Here is a 19826-nt window from a genome sequence, read left to right on the forward strand (position 1 = left end):
ATCACTGCTTGTCTTCGCTACCCCCGGACAGACTCGACCTGCGTACCCGTCTCTTTCAGATCGTCTTCGAATCGGACACCCGCCTCGCCAAGGGTTTCGACATCCTGCTGATCACGCTGATCCTGCTCAGCGTCGCGGTGGTGATGCTCGACAGCGTGGCCAGCCTGCGCCAGCACTACGGTGGCTGGTTTTACGCCCTCGAATGGGGCTTCACGCTGCTCTTCAGCGTGGAACTGGCCGTGCGGCTGTACTGTCTCGACCGGCCGCTGCGCTACCTGAAGAGCTTCTACGGGATGATCGACGTGCTGTCGATCCTGCCCACCTGGCTGAGCCTGCTGATTCCCGGCGCCCAGTCGCTGCTGGTGGTGCGCATCCTGCGCGTACTGCGGCTGTTCCGGGTGCTGCGGCTGGTGGAGTTCCTCGGCGAGGGCAACATCCTGCTGCAGTCGCTCAGGCGCAGCGCCCGCAAGATCCTGCTGTTCCTGGCCACGGTGCTGATGCTGGTGACCATCTTCGGCTCGCTGATCTATCTGATCGAGCCCCCCGAGGCCGGCTTCACCAGCATTCCCAAGGCGCTCTACTGGGCGATCGTCACCCTGACCACGGTAGGCTACGGCGACATCACGCCGATCACGCCCTTCGGCCAGTTCATCTCGGCGCTGGTGATGGTGATGGGCTATGCGATCCTCGCCGTGCCCACCGGCGTGTTCTCGGCGGAGATGATGCGTTCGATCCGCGAGGAGCGCTATTCCGACGAGGCCTGCCCGGGCTGCGGCCAGGAGGGGCACGAGCGCGACGCGCGCTATTGCCGGCGCTGCGGCACCTGGCTCGACGAGGAGACCCAGGACCCGCGCCGGCAACGCGACGCTAACGGAGAGACCGGCCCCGGCTGACGGGCCGGCCCTCTGTCAGTGACGAAACGGGCTTGGAGTTCATTGGCAAACGCCGTGAACGATGGGCGCCGGGAAAGCCCATCCCCGACACCGGCTCTGAAAGGAACGCTTATTCGGTGAACGGCGCGGTATCGCCACGCCCTTCGCGGACGATGGTCGCTGGCAGTTCGCGCAGGTCGACCACGGTGGTGGGCTCCAGCGAGCAGGCACCGCCGTCGATGATCAGCTCGAGATGCGCCCCGAAGCGCTCGCGGATCTCCTCGGGATCGGTCATCGGCAGTTCGGCGTCGACCGGGATCAGGGTCACGCTCATCAGTGGCTCGCCGAGGGTCTTGAGCAGGTCGTGGGTGATGCGGTGGTCGGGCACCCGCACGCCGATCGAGCGCCGCTTGGGATGCAGCAGCAGCCGGGGCACCTCGCTGGTGGCGTTGAGGATGAAGGTATAGGGGCCGGGCGTGTGGCTCTTGAGCAGCCGGAACACCGCGTTGTCGACCTTGGCGTAGGTGCCGATCTCCGAGAGATCCGAACACACCAGGGTGAAGTTGTGCTTGTCGTCCAGCGAGCGCAGCCACTTGATCTTCTCGATCGCCTTCTTGTCGCCCAGGTGGCAGCCCAGGGCGTAACCGGAATCCGTGGGGTAGGCGACGACGCCGCCGTCACGGATGATCTTCACCGCCTGGTCGATCAGGCGTTTCTGCGGGGTTTCCGGGTGAACCTGGAAGAATTGGGTCATGGCCCCTCCTTGCCTTGCGATGGTCATGAGCGGCGATTTCGCCCGCTCCAGCCTACCAGCTAGCCTAGAGCTTACATCAGCCGACGGCGAATCCGCCCAGTGCGGGGTGCTGCCACAACGGCGCCACCGCGGTGCGCGGCGCCTCGCTCATGCTGCCCGGGGCGAGATAGCCCCCGGGAAAGTGAAAGTCGCTGCCCTTCGAGGCCAGCAGTTCGCGCTCGTTGAGTTGACGGGCCAGATCGCGGGTCTCGTCGGGATTCTGGAAGCCGCTGATCAGCTCGGCCCCCGCCCCGCCGGCGTCGGCGAAATCGTCGAGCAGCAGGCCGCGCTTGCGCCGGGTCAGCTTGTAGCGCAGCGGATGCGCCAGCACCGCCACGCCGCCGGCATCGCGCACCCAGCCCACCGCCTCGCCGAGGTAGGGCCAGTGCATCTTGACGTCGCCGCGCTTGCCGGCGCCCAGGTAGCGCTTGAAGGCCGCGGCCATGTCGGGCACCAGTTCCGCGGCGACCAGCGCCCGGGCGAAATCGGGCCGGCCCAGCGGCCGGTCGCCCTCGACAGTGGCGCGGGCCCGTTCCAGGGCATCGTCGAGGCCGATCGCCTCGAGCCGCCGGGCGATCTCGAGGTTGCGCGCCTCGCGGGCCGCGGCCTGCGCGACGAGGCCGTCGACCAGGGTGCCGCGCACGCCATCGGGCAGGTAGCCGAGCACGTGAATCGTCATCCCGCGCCACTGCACCGAAAGCTCGGTGCCGGCGAGCAGCGCGATCCCCAGCCGTTCCGCTTCGCTGCGTGCCTCGTCGACGCCGGCCACGGTATCGTGGTCGGTGAGCGCCACATGGCTGAGCCCTCGCGACTGACACAGCTGCATCAGCTCGCCGGGCGCCAGCGCGCCGTCGGAGGCGGTGGAGTGCATGTGCAGGTCGATGGTGGTGGCGTCGGCGAAGGTCTCGGGGAGTGCAATCATTGGCATGACGCCGCGGGGCGTCTTTGTCAGAATGGGGGTCGGTCATGTTGCGCGCCCCGCACGGGCGGGTCAACGCCGTTCACACAGGACCCTGCCATGAAACTGCTCTTCGACTTCCTGCCCATCGCGCTCTTCTTCGCGGTCTACAAGCTCAGCGGCGACATCGTGCTGGCCACGCTGGTGCTGATTCCGGCGACGCTCGTCCAGGTGGGAATCACCTGGTGGCGCACGCGGCGCGTCGAGACCATGCAACTCGTCACCCTGGCGCTGATCCTGCTGCTCGGCGGCGCCACCGTGGTCTTCCACGACGCCACCTTCATCCAGTGGAAGCCGACGGTAGTCAACGCCCTGTTCGCGGTGGCCTTCCTGGTCTCGCCGCTGTTCGGCGGCAAGCCGCTGATCCAGCGCATGATGGGTCAGGCGATCAGCCTGCCCGGGGCGATCTGGACCCGCCTGAACCTGGCCTGGGTGGTATTCTTCCTCGCCATGGCGGCACTCAACGTCTACGTCTTCAAGACCTTCGACGAGGCCACCTGGGTCGACTTCAAGCTGTTCGGCATGCTCGGCCTGACCCTGGCGTTCATGCTCGCCCAGGGGGTCTACCTGAGCCGCCACCTGACCGCGACACCCGGCGGTTCCGACCGCTGAGGCATCCCCAACCTGCACGGAGGTTTCACGCCCATGCTCTACGCCATTCTCAGCGAGGACATCAAGGACAGCCTGGAAAAGCGCAAGTCGGCGCGTCCCGACCATGTGGCCCGGCTCGAGACGCTGCGCGACGAGGGTCGCCTGGTCCTCGCCGGTCCGCATCCGGCGATCGACGCCGACGACCCGGGCGAGGCCGGCATGTCGGGCAGCCTGGTGGTCGCCGAATTCGCCAGCCTCGACGAGGCCCAGGCCTGGGCCGATGCCGACCCCTACGTGATCGCCGGCGTCTATGCCCGGGTCAGCGTCAAGCCGTTCAAGAAGGTCCTGCCCTGACCCCTCCCCTCACCGGCGGCCACGGTCGCCGGCAAACCGGCCTCTTCATGCCCCGCCGCCCCTCGTCGTACTGACCCAGATCAGACAAACCGTCGGATGACGGTGTCGGCCATTGTGCCCGGGCGAACGGGCTCTCTATGCTGAGCGTCTCACCCCGAGGCTGGGAGGCTGCCATGAACGATGACGCACGCCCCTTCGTCGCCACCGAGCCCCCGCGACTCGATGCCCCGCACCGGCCGACCGCCACGTTCTCGCCGCTGGCGATGCCGCCCGGCCCCGGCTACTACACGGCTCGGGCGCTGGACCGGGCCTTCAAGGCCAATCTGGCACGCCTGACCTTCGGCATCAGCCCGGCGGGCCTGGCGAGCAGCTACTTCGAATGGCTCGGCCATCTGGCCCTGTCGCCGGGCAAGCAGCTCGAACTGCAGGAAAAGGCGCTGCGCAAGCTCACCCGCCTCGCCACCCACGCCGGCCAGCTGGGCACCCAGCGGGACGCCGCGCCCTGCATCGAGCCGTTGCCCCAGGACAAGCGCTTCGCCGACCCGGCCTGGTCGCAATGGCCCTACAACCTGATCTACCAGGGGTTTCTGCTCAACCAGCAGTTCTGGCACAACGCCACCACCGACATCGACGGCCTCTCGCCGGCGACCGAGCGCGTGGTCTCGTTCATCGCCCGCCAGCTGCTCGACCGCTGGTCGCCCTCGAACCTCCCCTGGCTGAACCCCGAGGTGACCCGGGCGACCCTGGAACAGGGCGGCACCAACCTGCTGCGCGGCTGGCAGAATCTCGTCGAGGATGTCGAACGCCGGATCAGCGGGCGCCCGCCGGTGGGCAGCGAGGCCTTCCGGGTCGGCGAGAACCTGGCGGTCACCCCGGGCAAGGTGGTCTATCGCAACCACCTGATCGAACTGATCCAGTACACCCCCACCACGGCGACTGTGAAGGCCGAGCCGGTGCTGTTCGTGCCGGCGTGGATCATGAAGTACTACATCCTCGACCTGTCGCCGGAGAACTCGCTGGTGCGCTACCTGGTCGACCAGGGCCACACGGTGTTCATGATCTCCTGGCGCAACCCCTCCTCGGCGGACCGCGACCTGGGCATGGACGACTACCGGCGCCTGGGGCCGATGGCGGCGCTGGACGCGATCGGCGCGATCGTTCCGGGGCAGCGCGTGCACGGCGTGGGCTATTGCCTGGGCGGCACCCTGCTGTCGATCGCCGCGGCGGCGATGGCCCGCGACGGCGACGAGCGGCTCGCCTCGCTCACCACCCTGGCCACCCAGGTTGACTTCACCGAGGCCGGCGAGCTGATGCTGTTCATCAGCGACAGCGAAGTCGCCTACCTCGAGAACATGATGTGGGACCAGGGCTACCTGGACGGCTCGCAGATGGCCGGGGCCTTTCAACTGCTGCGCTCCAACGACCTGATCTGGTCGCGGGTGGTGCGCGACTACCTGCTCGGCGAGCGCCAGCCGATGAACGATCTGATGGCCTGGAACGCCGATCTGACCCGCATGCCCTACCGCATGCACTCGGAGTACCTGCGCCGGCTGTTCCTCGACAATGAACTGGCCGCCGGTCGTTACACGGTGGACGGCCGGCCGGTGGCCCTCAGCGACATCCACGTGCCGATCTTCGCGGTGGGTACCCTCAAGGACCACGTCGCGCCCTGGCAGTCGGTGTACAAGATTCATCTGCTCGGCGACGCCAGCGAGGTGACCTTCCTGCTCACCAGCGGCGGCCACAACGCCGGCATCGTCAGCGAGCCCGGCCATCCGCATCGCCGCTACCAGATCCACACCCACCGCGACGACGCGCCCTACATCGATCCCGACACCTGGCAGCAGACCGTGCCCACTCGGGAAGGCTCCTGGTGGCCGGCCTGGCAGGCCTGGCTCACCGAACGTTCCACCGCCGACGTCGCCCCGCCGAACCCGGGCGGCGACGCTCATCCGCCACTGGCCGAGGCCCCGGGCTGTTACGTCCGCCAGGCCTGACCCAGGGAAGCCACCATGCACCAGCCGACAGCCGACAAGACCAGCCACCACGCCCTCACCGAGAACAGCGTTCCGCTCTTCTGGCCGTTCACCGCCGCGGCGACGCTGGCCGAGCAGGAGTGGCGGCTGTTCAACGACAATCTCAAGTTCCTCGCCGAGACCGCGGTGATCGATCACGGCCCGCCGCCGGAATTCGTCACGCCCCACCGTGAACGCCTGGTGCTGCACACCCTGACGCTGCGCGACTTCTCGCCGGATGACGCCGACGCGGACGAGACACCCACCCTGGTCATCGCTCCCTACGCCGGACACCACGCCACCATCGCCGACTATCACCCCGGTCAGAGCCTGGTCGAGACGCTGCTGGCCAACGGCCTGTCGCGAGTGCTGGTTACCGACTGGCACAGCGCCACGCCGGCGATGAAGGACTACGACATCGACAACTACCTGGCCGAACTCAACGTCTGCATCGACGACCTGGGCGGGCAGATCAATCTGGTCGGGCTATGCCAGGGCGGCTGGATGGCGGCGATGTACGCCGCCCGCTACCCCGCCCGCGTGACGACCCTGGTGCTGGCCGGTTCGCCGATCGACACCGCCGCCGGCGACGGCCCCATCAAGCGCATGGTCGAACAGTTGCCGATCGCCTTCTACGAGCACCTGGTGGCCCTCGGCGACGGCCTGATGCGCGGCGACTTCATGCTCCAGGGCTGGAAGAACATGCACCCCGACAAGCAGTACGTCGACAAGTACCTGGAGCTCTACGAGCACATCGAGGACCCCGCCTACCTGGCCAAGCAGGAGACCTTCTCGCGCTGGTACGAGAACCCGCTCGATCTGCCCGGGCGCTGGTACCTGCAGGCGATCGGCGAGCTGTTCAAGGAGAATCGGCTGGCCCGCGGCCGCTTCGTCGGCCTGGGCCGGCGCCTGGCGCTGGGAGACGTCACCTGCCCCGCCTACCTGCTGGCCGGCGAGAACGACGACATCACCACCCGCGAGCAGGTCTTCGCCGCCGCCACGCTGCTCGGCAGCCCCGCCGACCGGGTGATCAGCACGCTCGCCCCGGGCGGTCATATCGGCCTGTTCATGGGGCGGCACACACTCGCCGAGTACTGGCCGTCCATCGCCCGCTGGATCGCCGCCGGAGGCGCCGCGTGAGTCGCTGTCTGACGGCGCTCGCCCTGCAGGGCGGCGGCGCGCTGGGCGCCTACGAGTTCGGCGTGCTCAAGGCGCTGCACGAACGCGACGACTGGCGGCTGGACGCCGTCTCGGGGGTGTCGATCGGCGCCGTCACCGCCGCGGTGCTGATCGGCGCCCGGGGCGAACCGATCGCCACGCTGGCGGCGATGTGGGACCAGTTGGCCCTGTCCCCCTCGCCGCTGGTGCCCGAGGCCTTCCAGGCCAACCAGGGGCTGTTCGCCAACCCCGCCATGTATCGGCTCGACCCCGCCTGGCTGGTCTCGCCCTGGCTTACCACCCATGTCTACGACACGACGCCGCTGCGCGAGTCGCTGGAGCGCTGGGTCGACGTCGAGCGTCTCAACGCCAGCCCCGTGCGGGTGACGGTCACCGCCGTGGACGTGGAAAGCGGCGAGCTCGTCGAGTTCGACAACCACCGGGGGCTGACCCTCGAACACATCCTGGCCAGCGCCAGCCTGCCCCCCGGCTTTCCGGCGACGACGCTCGACGGTCACCACTACTGGGACGGTGGCCTGGTCTCCAACACCCCGCTGCGCTCGGCGATCGATGCCCTCGAGTCCCTGGCACCCGGCGACGGCGAGGTGCAGCGAGAACTGATCGTCATCGATGCCTTTCGCCAGCACGCGCCAGCGCCCCGGCAGTTTCTCGACGTCGTCGAGCGGGCCTTCGAGATCAACTTCGCCAGCAAGCTCAAGCTCGACCTGAAGCTGCTTCGCCGGATCAACGACCTGATCGAACTCGTCGAGGCGATGGAGAGCGCCCTGCCCGAAGACAGCCCGATTCGCCGGCGTCCCGCCTATCGGCGCCTGCTCGGCTACCGGCACATCGACCGGCTGTGGGTGATCGGCAATCGAGACGCCGACGACAGCGGTCCGGCCGACTTCTCCCCGGCCGCGATCCGGCGGCGCATCGCCAACGGTTACCGCGACGCCCGGCGCTCGCGTCGCCCCAACGGCACTCACGGCGACTCGGACGGAACGTGACGGCGGTTCGTCCACAGCCGGCGTTCATGCACAGGAGTTGTGGAAAACTCTGTGAAAACCCCGCGGACGCCTGTCGCCAGGCCAAGACGTTCGCTGCCTGGCCACGATCGGGTAAAATTTGATCAACCCCGATGCCACCGGAGCCCAAGCCGTTGCCTTCTCCCGCCGACTCGACGTTGCCGCCGCTGGCCGGTCTCGACACGCCCGATCTCGACTGGCGCCAGGACGAGACCGACCGGCTCGCGCCGCATTCAGTCGCCTTCGACGACGTCTACTTCTCGCGCCACGACGGTCGTGCCGAGACCGAGCACGTGTTCATCCAGGCCAACCGCCTGCCCGAGCGGTTCGCCAGCTGGCCCGCAACGCGCCCCTTCGTGATCGGCGAGACCGGCTTCGGTACCGGGCTCAACGTGCTCTGCGCCTGGGCCTGCTTCATGGAGCACGCGCCCCCCGGGGCGCGGCTGCACATCGTCTCCACCGAGCGTTTCCCGCTGGCCCGCGACGATCTGGCCAGGGCCCTCGCCTCCTGGCCGGCCTTCGCCGCGCCGGCGCGACGCCTGCTGGACCAGTGGCCGGAAGCGGTGGCCGGCGTGCACCGGCTGTGGCTGGACGCGCGGGTCATCCTCGACCTGCACTTCGGCGACAGCACGCAGATGCTGAATCAGCTCGACGGCCGGGTCGATGCCTGGTTCCTCGACGGTTTCGCGCCCGGCAAGAACCCCGACATGTGGCAACCCGAGCTGTTCGCGGCGATGGCCGCGGCCAGCCGCCCCGGCGCCAGCGCGGCGACCTTCACCTGCGCCGGCGTGGTCAAGCGCGGCCTGAAAGCGGCGGGGTTTGCGTGGCGCAAGGTGCCCGGCTTCGGCCGCAAGCGCGAGATGCTGGTCGCCGAACTGACCGAGCCGCCGGTGGACGAATCACGGCGTCACAGTCCCTGGTTCGTGCCCCCGGCGCCGCGCCCGGCCGGGCACGTCGCGGTGATCGGTGCCGGGCTGGCCGGCACCAGCGTCGCCCACGCCCTGGCGCGACGCGGCGTGGCGGTGACGCTGATCGACCGCGACGGCCCCGCCGCCGGCGCCTCGGGCAATCGCCAGGGCGCGCTCTACGTCAAGCTGGCCGCCGAGACCAACGCCCAGAGCCGTTGTTACCTGGCGGGGCTGCTGCACAGTCGCCGCTGGCTCGAGACGCTCGATCCCGAGCAGACCCTGTGGCGGGAGTGCGGCGTGCTGCAACGCGCCGCCGGCGAGCGCGAGGCCCGGCGTCAGCGACGCTTCCTGGACGGTCATCCGCTGCCCGCGAGCGTGGTGAGGGGCGTCGATAACGACGCGGCCGGGGGGCTGGCCGGATGGCCGCTGGAGACGGGTGGGCTGGATTATCCCCGGGCGGGCTGGGTCGACCCGGCGGCGCTGTGCCGCCGGCTGGCGGACACCCCGGGCATCCACCTCCGGGGTGGCGAGGTGACGTCACTCGACGCGGTCGACGGCGGCTGGTCGCTGCGGTTCAGCGACGGCGACAGCCTCGTCGCCGATCAGGTGGTGATCGCCGCCGCGTCCCTGGCCAACCGCTTCGCCCAGAGTGCCTGGCTGCCGCTGCAGGCGATTCGCGGTCAGGTCAGCCACCTCGCCCTGACCGACGCGGCGCCGCGCCCACGGCGGGTGGTCTGTGCCGGCGGCTACGTGTCGCCGCCACGGGACGGCATTCTGACCTTCGGTGCCACCTTCCACCCCAACGTCACCGACATCACGCCCAGCGAGGCCGATCACGCCGCCAACCTGACCGAGCTGGAGCGCACCCTGCCGGGTTACCTCGCCGCGCTGCGCGACGCCGGCGTCGACCTGGACCCGGCACGCCTGGACGGCCGCACGGCGGTGCGCGCCGCCAGCCCCGACAAGACCCCCTACGCCGGACCGCTGCCCGACGCCGCGGCCTGGAAGCGCGACTATGCCGCGCTGGCCAAGGATGCCCGACGGCGCGTACCGGACACGCCGGGGCGCCATCATCCGGGGCTGTGGATCAGCGCCGCTCACGGCTCCCGGGGGCTGGCCAGCGCACCGCTGTGCGCCGAACTGATCGCCTCGCGGGTCTGCGACGAGCCGTTGCCGCTGCCCCGCGAGCTGGTCGATCACCTGCATCCGGGCCGGCGGCTGATCGCCGAGTTGATTCGCGGCACGACCCGGTGATTCGCGCCTACTGCATGAACCAGCCGTGGCTGACCACGATCGACTGGCCGGTGAGCGCGTTGGAGGGAAAGGTCGCCAGGTAGAGCGCCGTCTCGGCGACGTCCTCGACGGTGGTGAACGTCTTGTCGACGGTGTCCTTGAGGAACACCTTCTCGACCACCTCGTCCTCGCTCATGCCGTGCTCGCGGGCCTGGTCGGGAATCTGCTTCTCCACCAGCGGGGTCTTCACGTAGCCCGGGCAGATCACGTTGGCGCGGATGCCGTACTCGGCGCCCTCCTTGGCCATGGTCCGGCACAGCCCCAGCAGGCCGTGCTTGGCGGTGACGTAGGGCGACTTCATCGCCGAGGCCTCGTGGGAGTGCACCGAGCCCATGTAGAGCAGGCAGCCGCCGCCGTCCTGGGTCATCATCTGGCGGAAGGCCGCGCGGGTCGACAGGAAGCTGCCGTCGAGCTGGATGTTGGTGACCTTCTTCCAGTTGTCGTAGGACAGCTTGTGGATCGGCTCGACGTGCTGCGAGCCGGCGTTGGCGACCATCACGTCGAGCCGGCCGTAGGCGTCGACCGCCGCCTTGAAGGCGTCCTCGACCTGCTGCTCGTCGGTGACGTCGGCGCCCACGCCCATCGCGGTGCCGCCCTGCTCGGTCAACTCCCGGGCGGCCGACTGCGCCGCCTCGAGGTCGAGATCGAGGATCACCACCCGGGCGCCCTGCTGGGCGAACAGCGTGGCGATCTGCTTGCCGATGCCGCTGGCGGCGCCGGTGATCAGCGCCACCTTGTCCTTGATACGGTCCTGCGCGGGATGTTGTGACATGCGGGTATTCCTCCTTGGTTAACACACCGGACGCGGCCGACCGCGTCACTCGAACGGCACATCGGTCATGTCCTCGAGGTGGCCGTCCAGATTGCTGCGATAGCTGCAGACGTTGGCGCCGATCTCGTCGCTGACCGGGTCGCGCTGGCAGGGACAGGTCTCCAGCGCCCCCAGCATGTCCCGATAGCCGGCGCGCCAGCGTTCCATGATCGTCGAATAGGAGAAGTCGATATCCTTCTGCGCGGTCTCCGCCTCGCGGGCCGGCGCCAACAGCCGCACGATGTTGACCGGCGCCTGGCGGGCAAGCCCCAGCAGCGCGGCGACCTCGTGGTCGTCGCGGACATCGGCGGGCAGGTGCTTGCCCAGCTTGCGTAATGCATGACGCAGCCGATGGATCTCCTTGAGGAAGTGCAGATTGTGTCCGGCCCGGGTGGCGTACTGGATGTCCTTCTCGCGATGCATGGCCTCGGTGATGGTCTTGGGCACCGGGCCGCGCGGGCTCCACAGGTCGATCACGTAGCAGTTGACCGCCATGTCGCTGCCCGGGCGTTCGCTCTCGAGCACGTAGTCGATCGGCGTGTTGGAACACAGCCCGCCGTCCCAGTAGGCCTCGCCGTCGACCCAGACCGGCGGGAAAGCCGGCGGCAGCGCACCGCTGGCCATCACGTGGTGGACCGAGAGGGTCTCGTCCTGACTGTCGAAATAGCGCATCGCGCCGCGGCCGATGTTGACCGCGCCGACGCTCAGGCGCTTGCCGTCGTGCCGATCGCGGGTCCCCAGCAGGTCGAAGTCGACCAGCGCCTCCAGGGTGCGCTCGAGGGGCGTGACGTCGTAGAAGCTCGGCGGCGAGCCGTGCCAGTTGCGGGTCAGGGGGATCTCCCACACCGGCCGCGGGCGGAAGAACCCCGGCACCCCGGTGGACAAGGCCAGGAACTTGGCCATTTCGGTCTCGTAGTGTTCCAGTGCCGCGCCGCTGCTCGACGACGGCTGGGCGACGCGGGTCCAGAAATCCTCCAGCCGGGCGAGCACGTCGCGGCGGTGATTGCCGGCGATCAAGGCCCCGTTGATGGCGCCGATGGAGGTCCCCACCACCCAGTCGGGCTCGATGTCGGCTTCATGGAGCGCCTGATAGACGCCCGCCTGATAGGCCCCTAAAGCGCCGCCGCCCTGGAGGACCAGAATATTCATGGGTCGTGCCATTTCATCCCCCTGCGACCGTTCACGAGGCGCTATCGGGTCGACCCCGCGACGCGCGATGCGTTCCGTCCCGACGACGGTTTCTTCATCCCACTCTAGGAAGTTGTGTATTGCACTGCAACATGAAACCCGCTGCGCGTCACCGCATCCCGGCGTGACGGGCGACGATACGCTGAGGAAATGAGCCTACGCTCAGAGGGTGAGCGCAGGCAGTGGGGGGTTATCGGGCTGTTTCTGTCAAACGGCGATGCCGGCTTCGTGACTGGCAGTCAGTACGCCCTCGATGGAGAACGGGTCACGCAGCCGCGTTCACCCCTCCTCGTCATCGGCCAGATCGCGGCCGAAGCCGCGCCACTGGGCCAACGTCATTACCTCGGTGGTTTCGGTGCGCAGGTCGTGGGCGATGAGCAGCTCGCCGCGTTCGAGCTGGCGCTTGAGTTCGGTCACCCAGCCGCGCATGCCCTCGCCGGTGTCGGTGGTGTCATAGCCCTGGCGGGTGACGAAGGTCTCGAGCAGGGCATCCAGCGTCTCGCCCGGCAGCATGCGATAGGGGACCTCGATGAAACGCTCGCTCATGCTTCCTCTCCGTTCTCCCAGGCCGCCAGGCGTTCGAGAAAGGTCGCCTCGTCGAGCGTCTCGACCCCCAGCTCCTGGGCCTTGGTCAGCTTGCTGCCGGCGGCCTCGCCGGCGACCACCGCGGCGGTCTTCTTCGACACGCTGCCGGCAACCTTGGCACCCAGCGCCTGCAGCCGCGCCTTGCCCTCGTCGCGGGTCATGCTCTCCAGGCTGCCGGTGAGCACCCAGGTCTGACCGGCCAGCGGCTGCGGGCGCTCGGCGACGGCCTCCTCGCGCCAGGTGACGCCGGCGTCGATCAGCTTGGTGACGGTGTCGCGATTGTGCGCCTCGCGAAAGAAGGCGTGGATGTGCGCGGCGACCACCGGGCCGATATCCTCGACTGCCTCGAGGGCCTCGAGATCGGCGTCGATCAGTGCCTGCAGGGTGCCGAAATGACGCGCCAGGTTGTTGGCGGTGGCCTCGCCCACCTCGCGGATCCCCAGGGCGTAGACGAAGCGCGGCAGCGTGGTGTGCCGGGCCTTGTCGAGGGCATTGATCAGGTTGTTGGCGGACTTCTCGGCCATGCGCGGCAGTTCGACCAGCCGGTCGGCCTCGAGATCGAACAGGTCGGCCGGCGTCTCGACCCAGCCGTGCTCGACCAGTTGATCGATCAGCTTCTCGCCGAGGCCGTCGATGTCCAGCGCCCGGCGACTGGCGAAGTGCTTGAGTGCCTCCTTGCGCTGGGCCGCGCAGAACAGCCCGGCCGGGCAGCGAATCGCCACCTCGCCCTCGATGCGCTCGACCTCGGACTCGCAGACCGGGCAGCGCTCCGGGAAGACGATCTCGCGGGCATCGTCGGGACGCTCGCGCTCGATCACCCGCACCACCTGGGGAATCACGTCGCCGGCCCGGCGGATCACCACCGTATCGCCGATCATCACCCCCAGTCGGGCGATCTCGTCGGCGTTGTGCAGCGAGGCGTTGGACACCGTGACCCCCGCCACGCTGACCGGTTCGAGCCGTGCCACCGGGGTGATGGTGCCGGTACGGCCGACCTGGAATTCGACGTCGTTGAGCCGGGTGGACTGCTCCTGGGCCGGAAACTTGTAGGCGGTGGCCCAGCGCGGCGCACGCGAGACGAACCCCAACTCGCGCTGGGAGCGCAGATCGTCGACCTTGATCACCACGCCGTCGATGTCGTAGTCGAGCCGTTCGCGCTTCTCCTCGATGCGCCGGCAATAATCGATGACGCCCCGGCTGCCGGTGACCACGGCGAGTTCGGGGCTGGTGCGAAAGCCCCAGTCGCGCAACTGGCGCATTCGCCCGCTGTGCGAGACTACCCCGGTATCGGCGAGGCCGGCGTTGTGCCGATCGACCAGTTGGTAGGCACAGAATTCCAGCGGCCGCCGCGCGGTGATCTTCGGGTCGAGCTGGCGCAGGCTGCCGGCGGCCGCGTTGCGGGGGTTGGCGAAGACCTTGCTGCCCTCCTCGCGGGCGCGTTCGTTGAGCGCCGCGAAGCCGGAGTGGCTCATGTAGACCTCGCCGCGCACCTCGAGTCGATCGGGATACTCGCTGCCACGCAGCTTGAGCGGGATCGAACGCAGGGTGCGCAGGTTCGCGGTGATGCCCTCGCCGGTACGGCCGTCGCCGCGGGTCGCGCCGCTCACCAGCCGGCCCTGATCGTAGACCAGCGACACCGCCAGGCCGTCGAGCTTGGGTTCGCAGCAGAACCCCAGATCGTCGTCGCCGCGCTCCAGGCGATCGTTGACGCGCTCGACGAAGGCGACGATCTCGTCCTCGTCGAAGGCGTTGTCCAGCGACAGCATGGGCACCGCGTGCTCGACTTCGGGAAAGCCGTCGGCCGGCGCGGCACCGACGCGCTGGGTGGGCGAGTCCGGCGTCACCAGATCCGGATACTGCGCCTCGATCTCCTGCAGACGGCGCAGCTTGCGATCGTAATCGGCATCGGTGAGTTCCGGATCGTCGAGGACGTAATAGCGGTAGTTGGCATCGTCGAGTTCGGTGCGCAGGCGCGTCACCTCGTCGAGCGTGGACTTGTCGGGCTGGGCCATGCGATCAGTGATCCCGGTGATTCGTTGACGGGCCGACTCGGGCCGGTAATGACAGGTAAGCGCCGCCCTGCAACGCGACGACCCCGTGAGCGATCACGGGGTCGTCGCAGGGCGTGCCCGGGCGGCGGGACGTCAGTTGGCTTGCGAACGATGCAGGCGATGCCGACGCTCGAACTCCTGGACGCGCTGACGGGCGAACTCCACGGTCTGCGCGGTCATCACGCTGCGGTTCTCGTCCTTCAGCTCGCCGCCCAGGTTGCGCACCACGACCATCGCCGTCTCGAACATCGCCTCGAAGGCGGCGGCGGAGTCCTGGGCGCCGGGCAACGGCATCAGGAAGGTGATGCCGGGGGTACGGTAGTCGTCCATCGCTTCGAGATCGAAGGTGCCCGGCTTAATCACGTCGACCATGGCGAACTGCAGGTCGCTGTCGCCGTCCTCGGTCTCGTAGCGCAGGAAGATGCCCATTTCGCTGTAACGCAGCCCGCAGGCCAGCATCAGATTGAGCAGGTGGGTGCCCGAGAAACCCTCTTCGTCCCGGGACAGCACGCTGATCACGATCACCTCTTCGGCGTGGGCCAGCGTCTCGCGGGCCCGCTGGGCGCTGACGTGGTGGCGGCGGGCCTTCTCGACCACCGGATGCGGGGTGACCACGTCGTCACGCGGGGCATCGTGGGCGTCGTCCTCGGCGCGGCGCGACGAGGCGTCCGCCGGGGTCGCGTCCAGCGGCTCGAGCGGGGCCTCGTCGAAGCGCGGGGCTCGGCGGGCTTCGCGAGCCTCGTCGGCGGCCGGCGCCTCGTCGCCCAGCGTCGGTTCGTGGTGGTGCATCGACCGCGCCGGCTCGTGCGCGTCCTCTACCTCGTCGTGACGCTGGAAGTGCGAGGAAACCCGCTGCATCGATTGAGAAACACGCTGACTACCGGCGCGCAGTGCCGAGGCCATGCTGCCGAAACGGCTCTTCGCGGCATCCTCCTCGGCCTCGTGATAGGCCATGTCCTCGCGTTCGGCGCGCAACGGCAGATCGTCGCCCGGAGCCGGGGCGTCCTGCTCGCGTCGGGCCACGCCCGGCGGCTGCTGGGGTTCGGGTTGACGCTCGGCGGACCGTGCCGTCGCGTCATCCGGGGCCGCCGCCGATCGCCGTTCAGGCCGAGCCGCAGCCTCCCCGCGCCGCTCGCTCACGCGAGGCTCGGCAGAGGCAGCCGGCTCGGCCCGCCCGGGCGCTTCGCGATTCCGCCGCGCGAAGACCGTGGACGGCCCGGGGTGATCCTGACGCTCAAGATTGGGCTTGGGCTCGACGGTCGTCTGCGACGCCGGCCTGACGACCCTTGCCCCTCCATTGGGCAACTCCCAGTTGATCTCGGCCTGGCGGGCAGCCTCGTCGGGGTCTACCGCATCGCCTTCCTTGCCCTCGACCTCGTCGAGGCGGGGCACCTTACGCTGACGCTGGAGACGGCGCACGCCGTCGACGACGATGATCGCCACCAATACCAGCCCCAGGATAATCAACCACTCTCTTAGTTCCATGGGTCGTCTTGCCTGTTTGCTAAGGCGCCATGCCTGATAATCGATTCGTCACTAGCATAGCGCGATTGACAAAAAAAAGGCTACTTAATTTAGAAAGTCAAGCCTTTCCTAAGCCCAGTGCAATCGCCCTTCATTTTTCCCTGTCGCTACTGCGCAATATGCGTTGTTAACCCGTTCGCGATTCGACTGCAAGCCCTTCATGCCTCGGCAAGCTCCGCGGCTTCCTCGACACCCACCGATACCAGGCGTGAGACCCCGGGTTCCTGCATGGTCACGCCCATCAATCGATCGGCGGACTCCATGGCGATCTTGTTGTGGGTAATGTAAATGAATTGGACGGTGTCGGACATGTCCTTTACCAACTTGGCATAGCGTCCCACGTTGGCGTCATCGAGGGGCGCATCGACTTCGTCGAGCATGCAGAATGGTGCCGGATTGAGCTGGAAGATGGCAAAGACCAGCGACAGTGCCGTCAGCGCCTTTTCGCCCCCCGAGAGCAGATGAATGGTGCTGTTCTTCTTGCCCGGCGGACGCGCCATGATGGCCACCCCGGTCTCCAGCAAATCCTCGCCGGTGAGCGTCAGCCACGCGGTTCCGCCACCGAAAACCCGGGGAAAAAGCGCCCCCAGCCCCTCGTTGACCCGCTCGAAAGTCTCCTTGAAGCGCGTGCGGGTTTCCTGATCGATCTTGCGAATCGCCTTGTCGAGCGTCTCCAGCGCCTCGCTGAGCTCGGCATGCTGCGCCTCCAGGTAGTCGCGGCGTTCGGCCTGCTGGTCGTACTCCTCGATCGCCGCGAGGTTGATCGCCCCCAGCCGGCGGATCTTCTCGCCCGTCGCCTCGAGGCGGCTCTGCCAGGCCGATTCGGTGGCCTCGGGGTCCAGGTCGGCCTCGAGATCGGTCGCCTGGTGACCCAGCTCGGCGAGCACCTCGTCCTGGGCATCGGCCTTGAGCTTGAGCGCCTGGACCTGCATGCGCCCTTCCTCCAGGCGGTGACGGATGCCTTCCAGATTGCGCTCGTGCTGCTGACGGGCCAGCTCGGTCTCGCGCAGCGTCTCGCCGAGCCGCTGCGCTTCGTCGCGGCAGGCGTTGAGCGTCTGCTCCTCGCGCGAGCGGCGATCGAGCAGTTCCTCCAATTGTTCGCGCTCCTCGTCCTGCGGCTCGCGCAGGGTCTCGCGCTGCGCCTCGAGTTCGGCACACTTCTCCTCGAGCCGCGCGCGCGTCTCGTCGCTGCGCCCGCGCTGCTCGTCGAGGCCGGCGCGCTCGGTACTCAGCCGCTGATGCTCCAGCGCCAGCTGCTGGGCGCGTTCCTGCAACGGCCGCAGCCGGCCGCGCTGGGCGGCAAGCGATTCCTGGGCCTCGCGACGCGCCCGGTCCAGGGCGTCGCGCTGCTGACTGGCGGCCTCGAGATCGTTCATCGCCGCCTGCCAGGCCTCGCGGGCCGACTCCAGTTCCAGCGCGCAGGTCTCGCGACGCTCCTGAAGATCGGCGATCTCCTCGTCGAGTTCCGCGAAACGGCCGTCGACGTGCTCGAGTCGCGAGCCGAGATTGGCCTCGGCGAGTGCCGCCTGCTGGCGCTGCTGCGTGAGGTCGCGTTCGGCGACGCGCAGGTGCTCGAGCGCGGCTTCCAGTTCGCCGTCGCGGGCCTGGAGCGTCTCGAGCCGCTCGGCCTGGGTGCCCAGGCGTTCCTCGACCTCGGCGAGCGCCGTCTCGGCGGCCTCGCGGCGCTGCTGCTGGGCGATCACGCTGTCGTCGCCGTCGGCGAGACCCAGACGCCGCGCCCAGCCCACGCCCAGCCACAGCCCGTCGGCGGTGAGCACGCTCTCGCCGGGCGCGAGATGCGGGTGTAGCGCCCAGGCCTCGGCGGCATCCCCGGCACAGCGCACACGGGACAGCACGACGACCGCCGCGCCGGCACCGCTGACCCGTTCGGCCAGGGTTCCGCGGGACGCGCCGGCCGGGGCATCCGACGGCTCGCTCTGCTCGACCAGCGACAGCTCGCCACTGGGCAGCTCGCCGTCGAGGGCCCGGCGCGGCAACTCCGGCAGCAAGCGGGCGTGCAGCCAGGACCCCAGCACCCAGGACACCGCACGCTCCCAGCCCGCCTCGACACGCAGCCGCTCGGCCAGCCGCGGCGCCGCCTCGAGGCCGTGTTCGCTGAGCCAGGCATCGAGGGCGACATCCTGGTCGTCGAGACTGGCGCGGATCAGCGCCTCGAGCGAGGCGATCTCGCCCTGCAGCCGGCTGCGCCGCTGGCGCTCCTCCTCGCGGGCGGCCTCGGCCTGACGCAGCGCCTCGCGGCCCTGGTCGCGCTCCTGCTGGTGGGTCTCGCGCCGGGCTTCCAGGGTCTCGAACTCGAGATCGATCTCGGCGAGCTGCTCGGCGAGCCGTTCGCGGCGCTCGCGCAGTTCGCCGCCGTCGGGCAGTTCGGCCTGCTGCTGGCGGCGGCGTTCGATCTCGCGGCCGTGGGTTTCCAGCTCGCGCTCCAGATGACGCACCCGATCCTGGGCCCGCTCGGCCTCGTGGGTGGCCTGCCGGTCGCGCTCGTGGAACTCCTGCCAGCGCGACTGGGCCTCGTCATTGGCGGCCTCGGCCTCTTCCAGGGTGGCCTCGAGCTCGGCCAGCGCCTCGGCGACCTCCTCCTGCTCGGGCCCCAGCGTCTCGAGGCGCTCGTCGAGCCGTTCTAGGCGCTGGGCGTCGGTCTCGCCGAGGCGTTCGAGCTCGACGAGCTCGCGGCGCGACGCCTCGAGGTCGCGAGCCAATTGCTGCTCCTGATGGCGGGTGTGTTCGAGGCGCTGTTCGAGGCGGGCGATCGCCGCGCCGGTCTCGTAGAAACGCGCCTGGTGGGCCTCGAGCTGCTCACTGAGCCGGTCGTGCTCGACCCGCGAGGTCTCGAGCCGGCTCTCGCATTCACGCTGGCCGAGAATCTCGCGCTCGACCTGGGTCTCGAGCTCGCGCACGCGGGTTTCCTGCTCGGTCTGCTGGGCGCGCAGGGCCCGGCCGCGCAACAGCGCCAGCTCGCCCTTGAGGCGATGCTCCTCCTGCTTGAGGGTCTGGTAGCGGCGCGCCGCCTCGGCCTGACGCTTCAGGCGCTCGAGCTGCTTGTCGAGCTCCTCGCGGATGTCGTCGAGACGTTCGAGGTTCTCCTGGGTGCGGCGCATGCGGTTCTCGGTCTCGCGCCGGCGCTCCTTGTACTTGGAGATGCCCGCGGCCTCCTCGAGGGTCGAGCGCAGTTCCTCGGGGCGCGCCTCGATCAGCCGCGAGATCATGCCCTGGCCGATGATCGCGTAGGAGCGCGGCCCCAGGCCGGTGCCCAGGAACAGATCGGCGATGTCGCGGCGGCGGCATTTCTGGCCATTGAAGAAGTAGCTGGACTGGCTGTCGCGGTTGACCTGGCGCTTGACGGCGATCTCGGCGTACTGGGCGTAGGGCCCGCCCATGCTGCCGTCGCGGTTATCGAAGAACAGCTCGATGGAAGCCTGACCCACCGGCTTGCGCCCGGTGGAGCCGTTGAAGATGACGTCGGTCATCGATTCGCCGCGCAGGGTCTTGGCCGAGGACTCGCCCATCACCCAGCGCACCGCGTCGATGACGTTGGACTTGCCGCAGCCGTTGGGGCCGACGATCGCCGTCATGTTGCTGTCGAAGGGCACGGTGACGGGGTCGACGAACGACTTGAAGCCGGCCAGCTTGATCGATTTGAGACGCATGCGGGAGTTCGGGATCCTCGACACCAACGACA

At 68.9% G+C, this 19826-nt stretch carries 15 protein-coding genes; 7 read left to right on the plus strand and 8 right to left on the minus strand.

Translation table 11 applies throughout. From position 1 onward, the window contains the following. The first annotated feature begins 8 nt into the window (after window positions 1-8). Window positions 9-893, plus strand: coding sequence for an ion transporter (locus tag KGR00_RS16870; RefSeq protein ID WP_224419002.1), 885 nt, complete (start codon window positions 9-11; stop codon window positions 891-893). 109 nt (window positions 894-1002) lie between these two features. Here the strand turns inward: KGR00_RS16870 and KGR00_RS16875 are convergent, their stop codons facing one another. Continuing rightward, a complete protein-coding gene (locus KGR00_RS16875; RefSeq protein WP_129141964.1) occupies window positions 1003-1626 on the minus strand; it encodes an L-threonylcarbamoyladenylate synthase in 624 nt (207 codons plus the stop codon). 76 nt (window positions 1627-1702) lie between these two features. Further along, entirely contained in the window at window positions 1703-2593 is an 891-nt protein-coding gene (locus KGR00_RS16880) for a PHP domain-containing protein (protein WP_129141963.1), read from the minus strand. 90 nt (window positions 2594-2683) lie between these two features. Between KGR00_RS16880 and KGR00_RS16885 the strand changes: the two genes are divergently transcribed. The 6 genes from KGR00_RS16885 to mnmC all read left to right on the plus strand — a co-directional run bounded on the left by KGR00_RS16885 (window position 2684) and on the right by mnmC (window position 9928). Then, a complete protein-coding gene (locus KGR00_RS16885; RefSeq protein WP_129141962.1) occupies window positions 2684-3235 on the plus strand; it encodes a septation protein A in 552 nt (183 codons plus the stop codon). 33 nt (window positions 3236-3268) lie between these two features. Beyond that, entirely contained in the window at window positions 3269-3568 is a 300-nt protein-coding gene (locus tag KGR00_RS16890) for a YciI family protein (RefSeq protein ID WP_129141961.1), read from the plus strand. Window positions 3569-3831: 263 nt separating this feature from the next. Further along, window positions 3832-5565, plus strand: a complete 1734-nt coding sequence (locus tag KGR00_RS16895) for an alpha/beta fold hydrolase (protein ID WP_224419870.1) — start codon at window positions 3832-3834, stop codon at window positions 5563-5565. A 15-nt stretch (window positions 5566-5580) separates the two neighbouring features. Continuing rightward, entirely contained in the window at window positions 5581-6723 is a 1143-nt protein-coding gene (locus tag KGR00_RS16900; RefSeq protein ID WP_224419001.1) for an alpha/beta fold hydrolase, read from the plus strand. After that, complete coding sequence (locus KGR00_RS16905; protein WP_224419000.1) at window positions 6720-7748, plus strand: patatin-like phospholipase family protein; 1029 nt, start codon at window positions 6720-6722, stop codon at window positions 7746-7748. The genes KGR00_RS16900 and KGR00_RS16905 overlap by 4 nt, the downstream gene beginning before the upstream one ends. 152 nt (window positions 7749-7900) lie before the next feature. Next, window positions 7901-9928: a bifunctional tRNA (5-methylaminomethyl-2-thiouridine)(34)-methyltransferase MnmD/FAD-dependent 5-carboxymethylaminomethyl-2-thiouridine(34) oxidoreductase MnmC gene (mnmC, locus tag KGR00_RS16910; RefSeq protein ID WP_224418999.1), complete on the plus strand. Its 2028-nt coding sequence runs from the start codon at window positions 7901-7903 to the stop codon at window positions 9926-9928. 7 nt (window positions 9929-9935) lie between these two features. Here mnmC and KGR00_RS16915 read toward each other — a convergent pair whose 3' ends face one another. The 6 genes from KGR00_RS16915 to smc form a co-directional block, all read right to left on the minus strand. Next, window positions 9936-10739 carry a 3-hydroxybutyrate dehydrogenase gene (locus KGR00_RS16915; RefSeq protein WP_129141958.1) on the minus strand — a complete coding sequence of 268 codons (804 nt, stop codon included), beginning with the start codon at window positions 10737-10739 and terminating at the stop codon, window positions 9936-9938. Window positions 10740-10784: 45 nt separating this feature from the next. Then, entirely contained in the window at window positions 10785-11927 is a 1143-nt protein-coding gene (locus KGR00_RS16920) for a patatin-like phospholipase family protein (protein ID WP_224418998.1), read from the minus strand. A gap of 318 nt (window positions 11928-12245) precedes the next feature. Continuing rightward, complete coding sequence (locus KGR00_RS16925; protein ID WP_224418997.1) at window positions 12246-12512, minus strand: YheU family protein; 267 nt, start codon at window positions 12510-12512, stop codon at window positions 12246-12248. Then, a complete protein-coding gene (ligA, locus tag KGR00_RS16930; protein WP_224418996.1) occupies window positions 12509-14563 on the minus strand; it encodes an NAD-dependent DNA ligase LigA in 2055 nt (684 codons plus the stop codon). Before ligA ends, KGR00_RS16925 begins: the two co-directional genes overlap by 4 nt. Before the next feature lie 132 nt (window positions 14564-14695). Next, on the minus strand, window positions 14696-16087 hold the full coding sequence (zipA, locus tag KGR00_RS16935) for a cell division protein ZipA (protein WP_224418995.1): 1392 nt from the start codon (window positions 16085-16087) through the stop codon (window positions 14696-14698). A 197-nt stretch (window positions 16088-16284) separates the two neighbouring features. Then, a complete protein-coding gene (gene smc, locus KGR00_RS16940) occupies window positions 16285-19794 on the minus strand; it encodes a chromosome segregation protein SMC (RefSeq protein ID WP_224418994.1) in 3510 nt (1169 codons plus the stop codon). Window positions 19795-19826 lie beyond the last annotated feature (32 nt).

It is taken from the genome of Modicisalibacter sp. MOD 31.J (genome assembly GCF_020147985.1).
Classification (GTDB): domain Bacteria; phylum Pseudomonadota; class Gammaproteobacteria; order Pseudomonadales; family Halomonadaceae; genus Modicisalibacter; species Modicisalibacter coralii.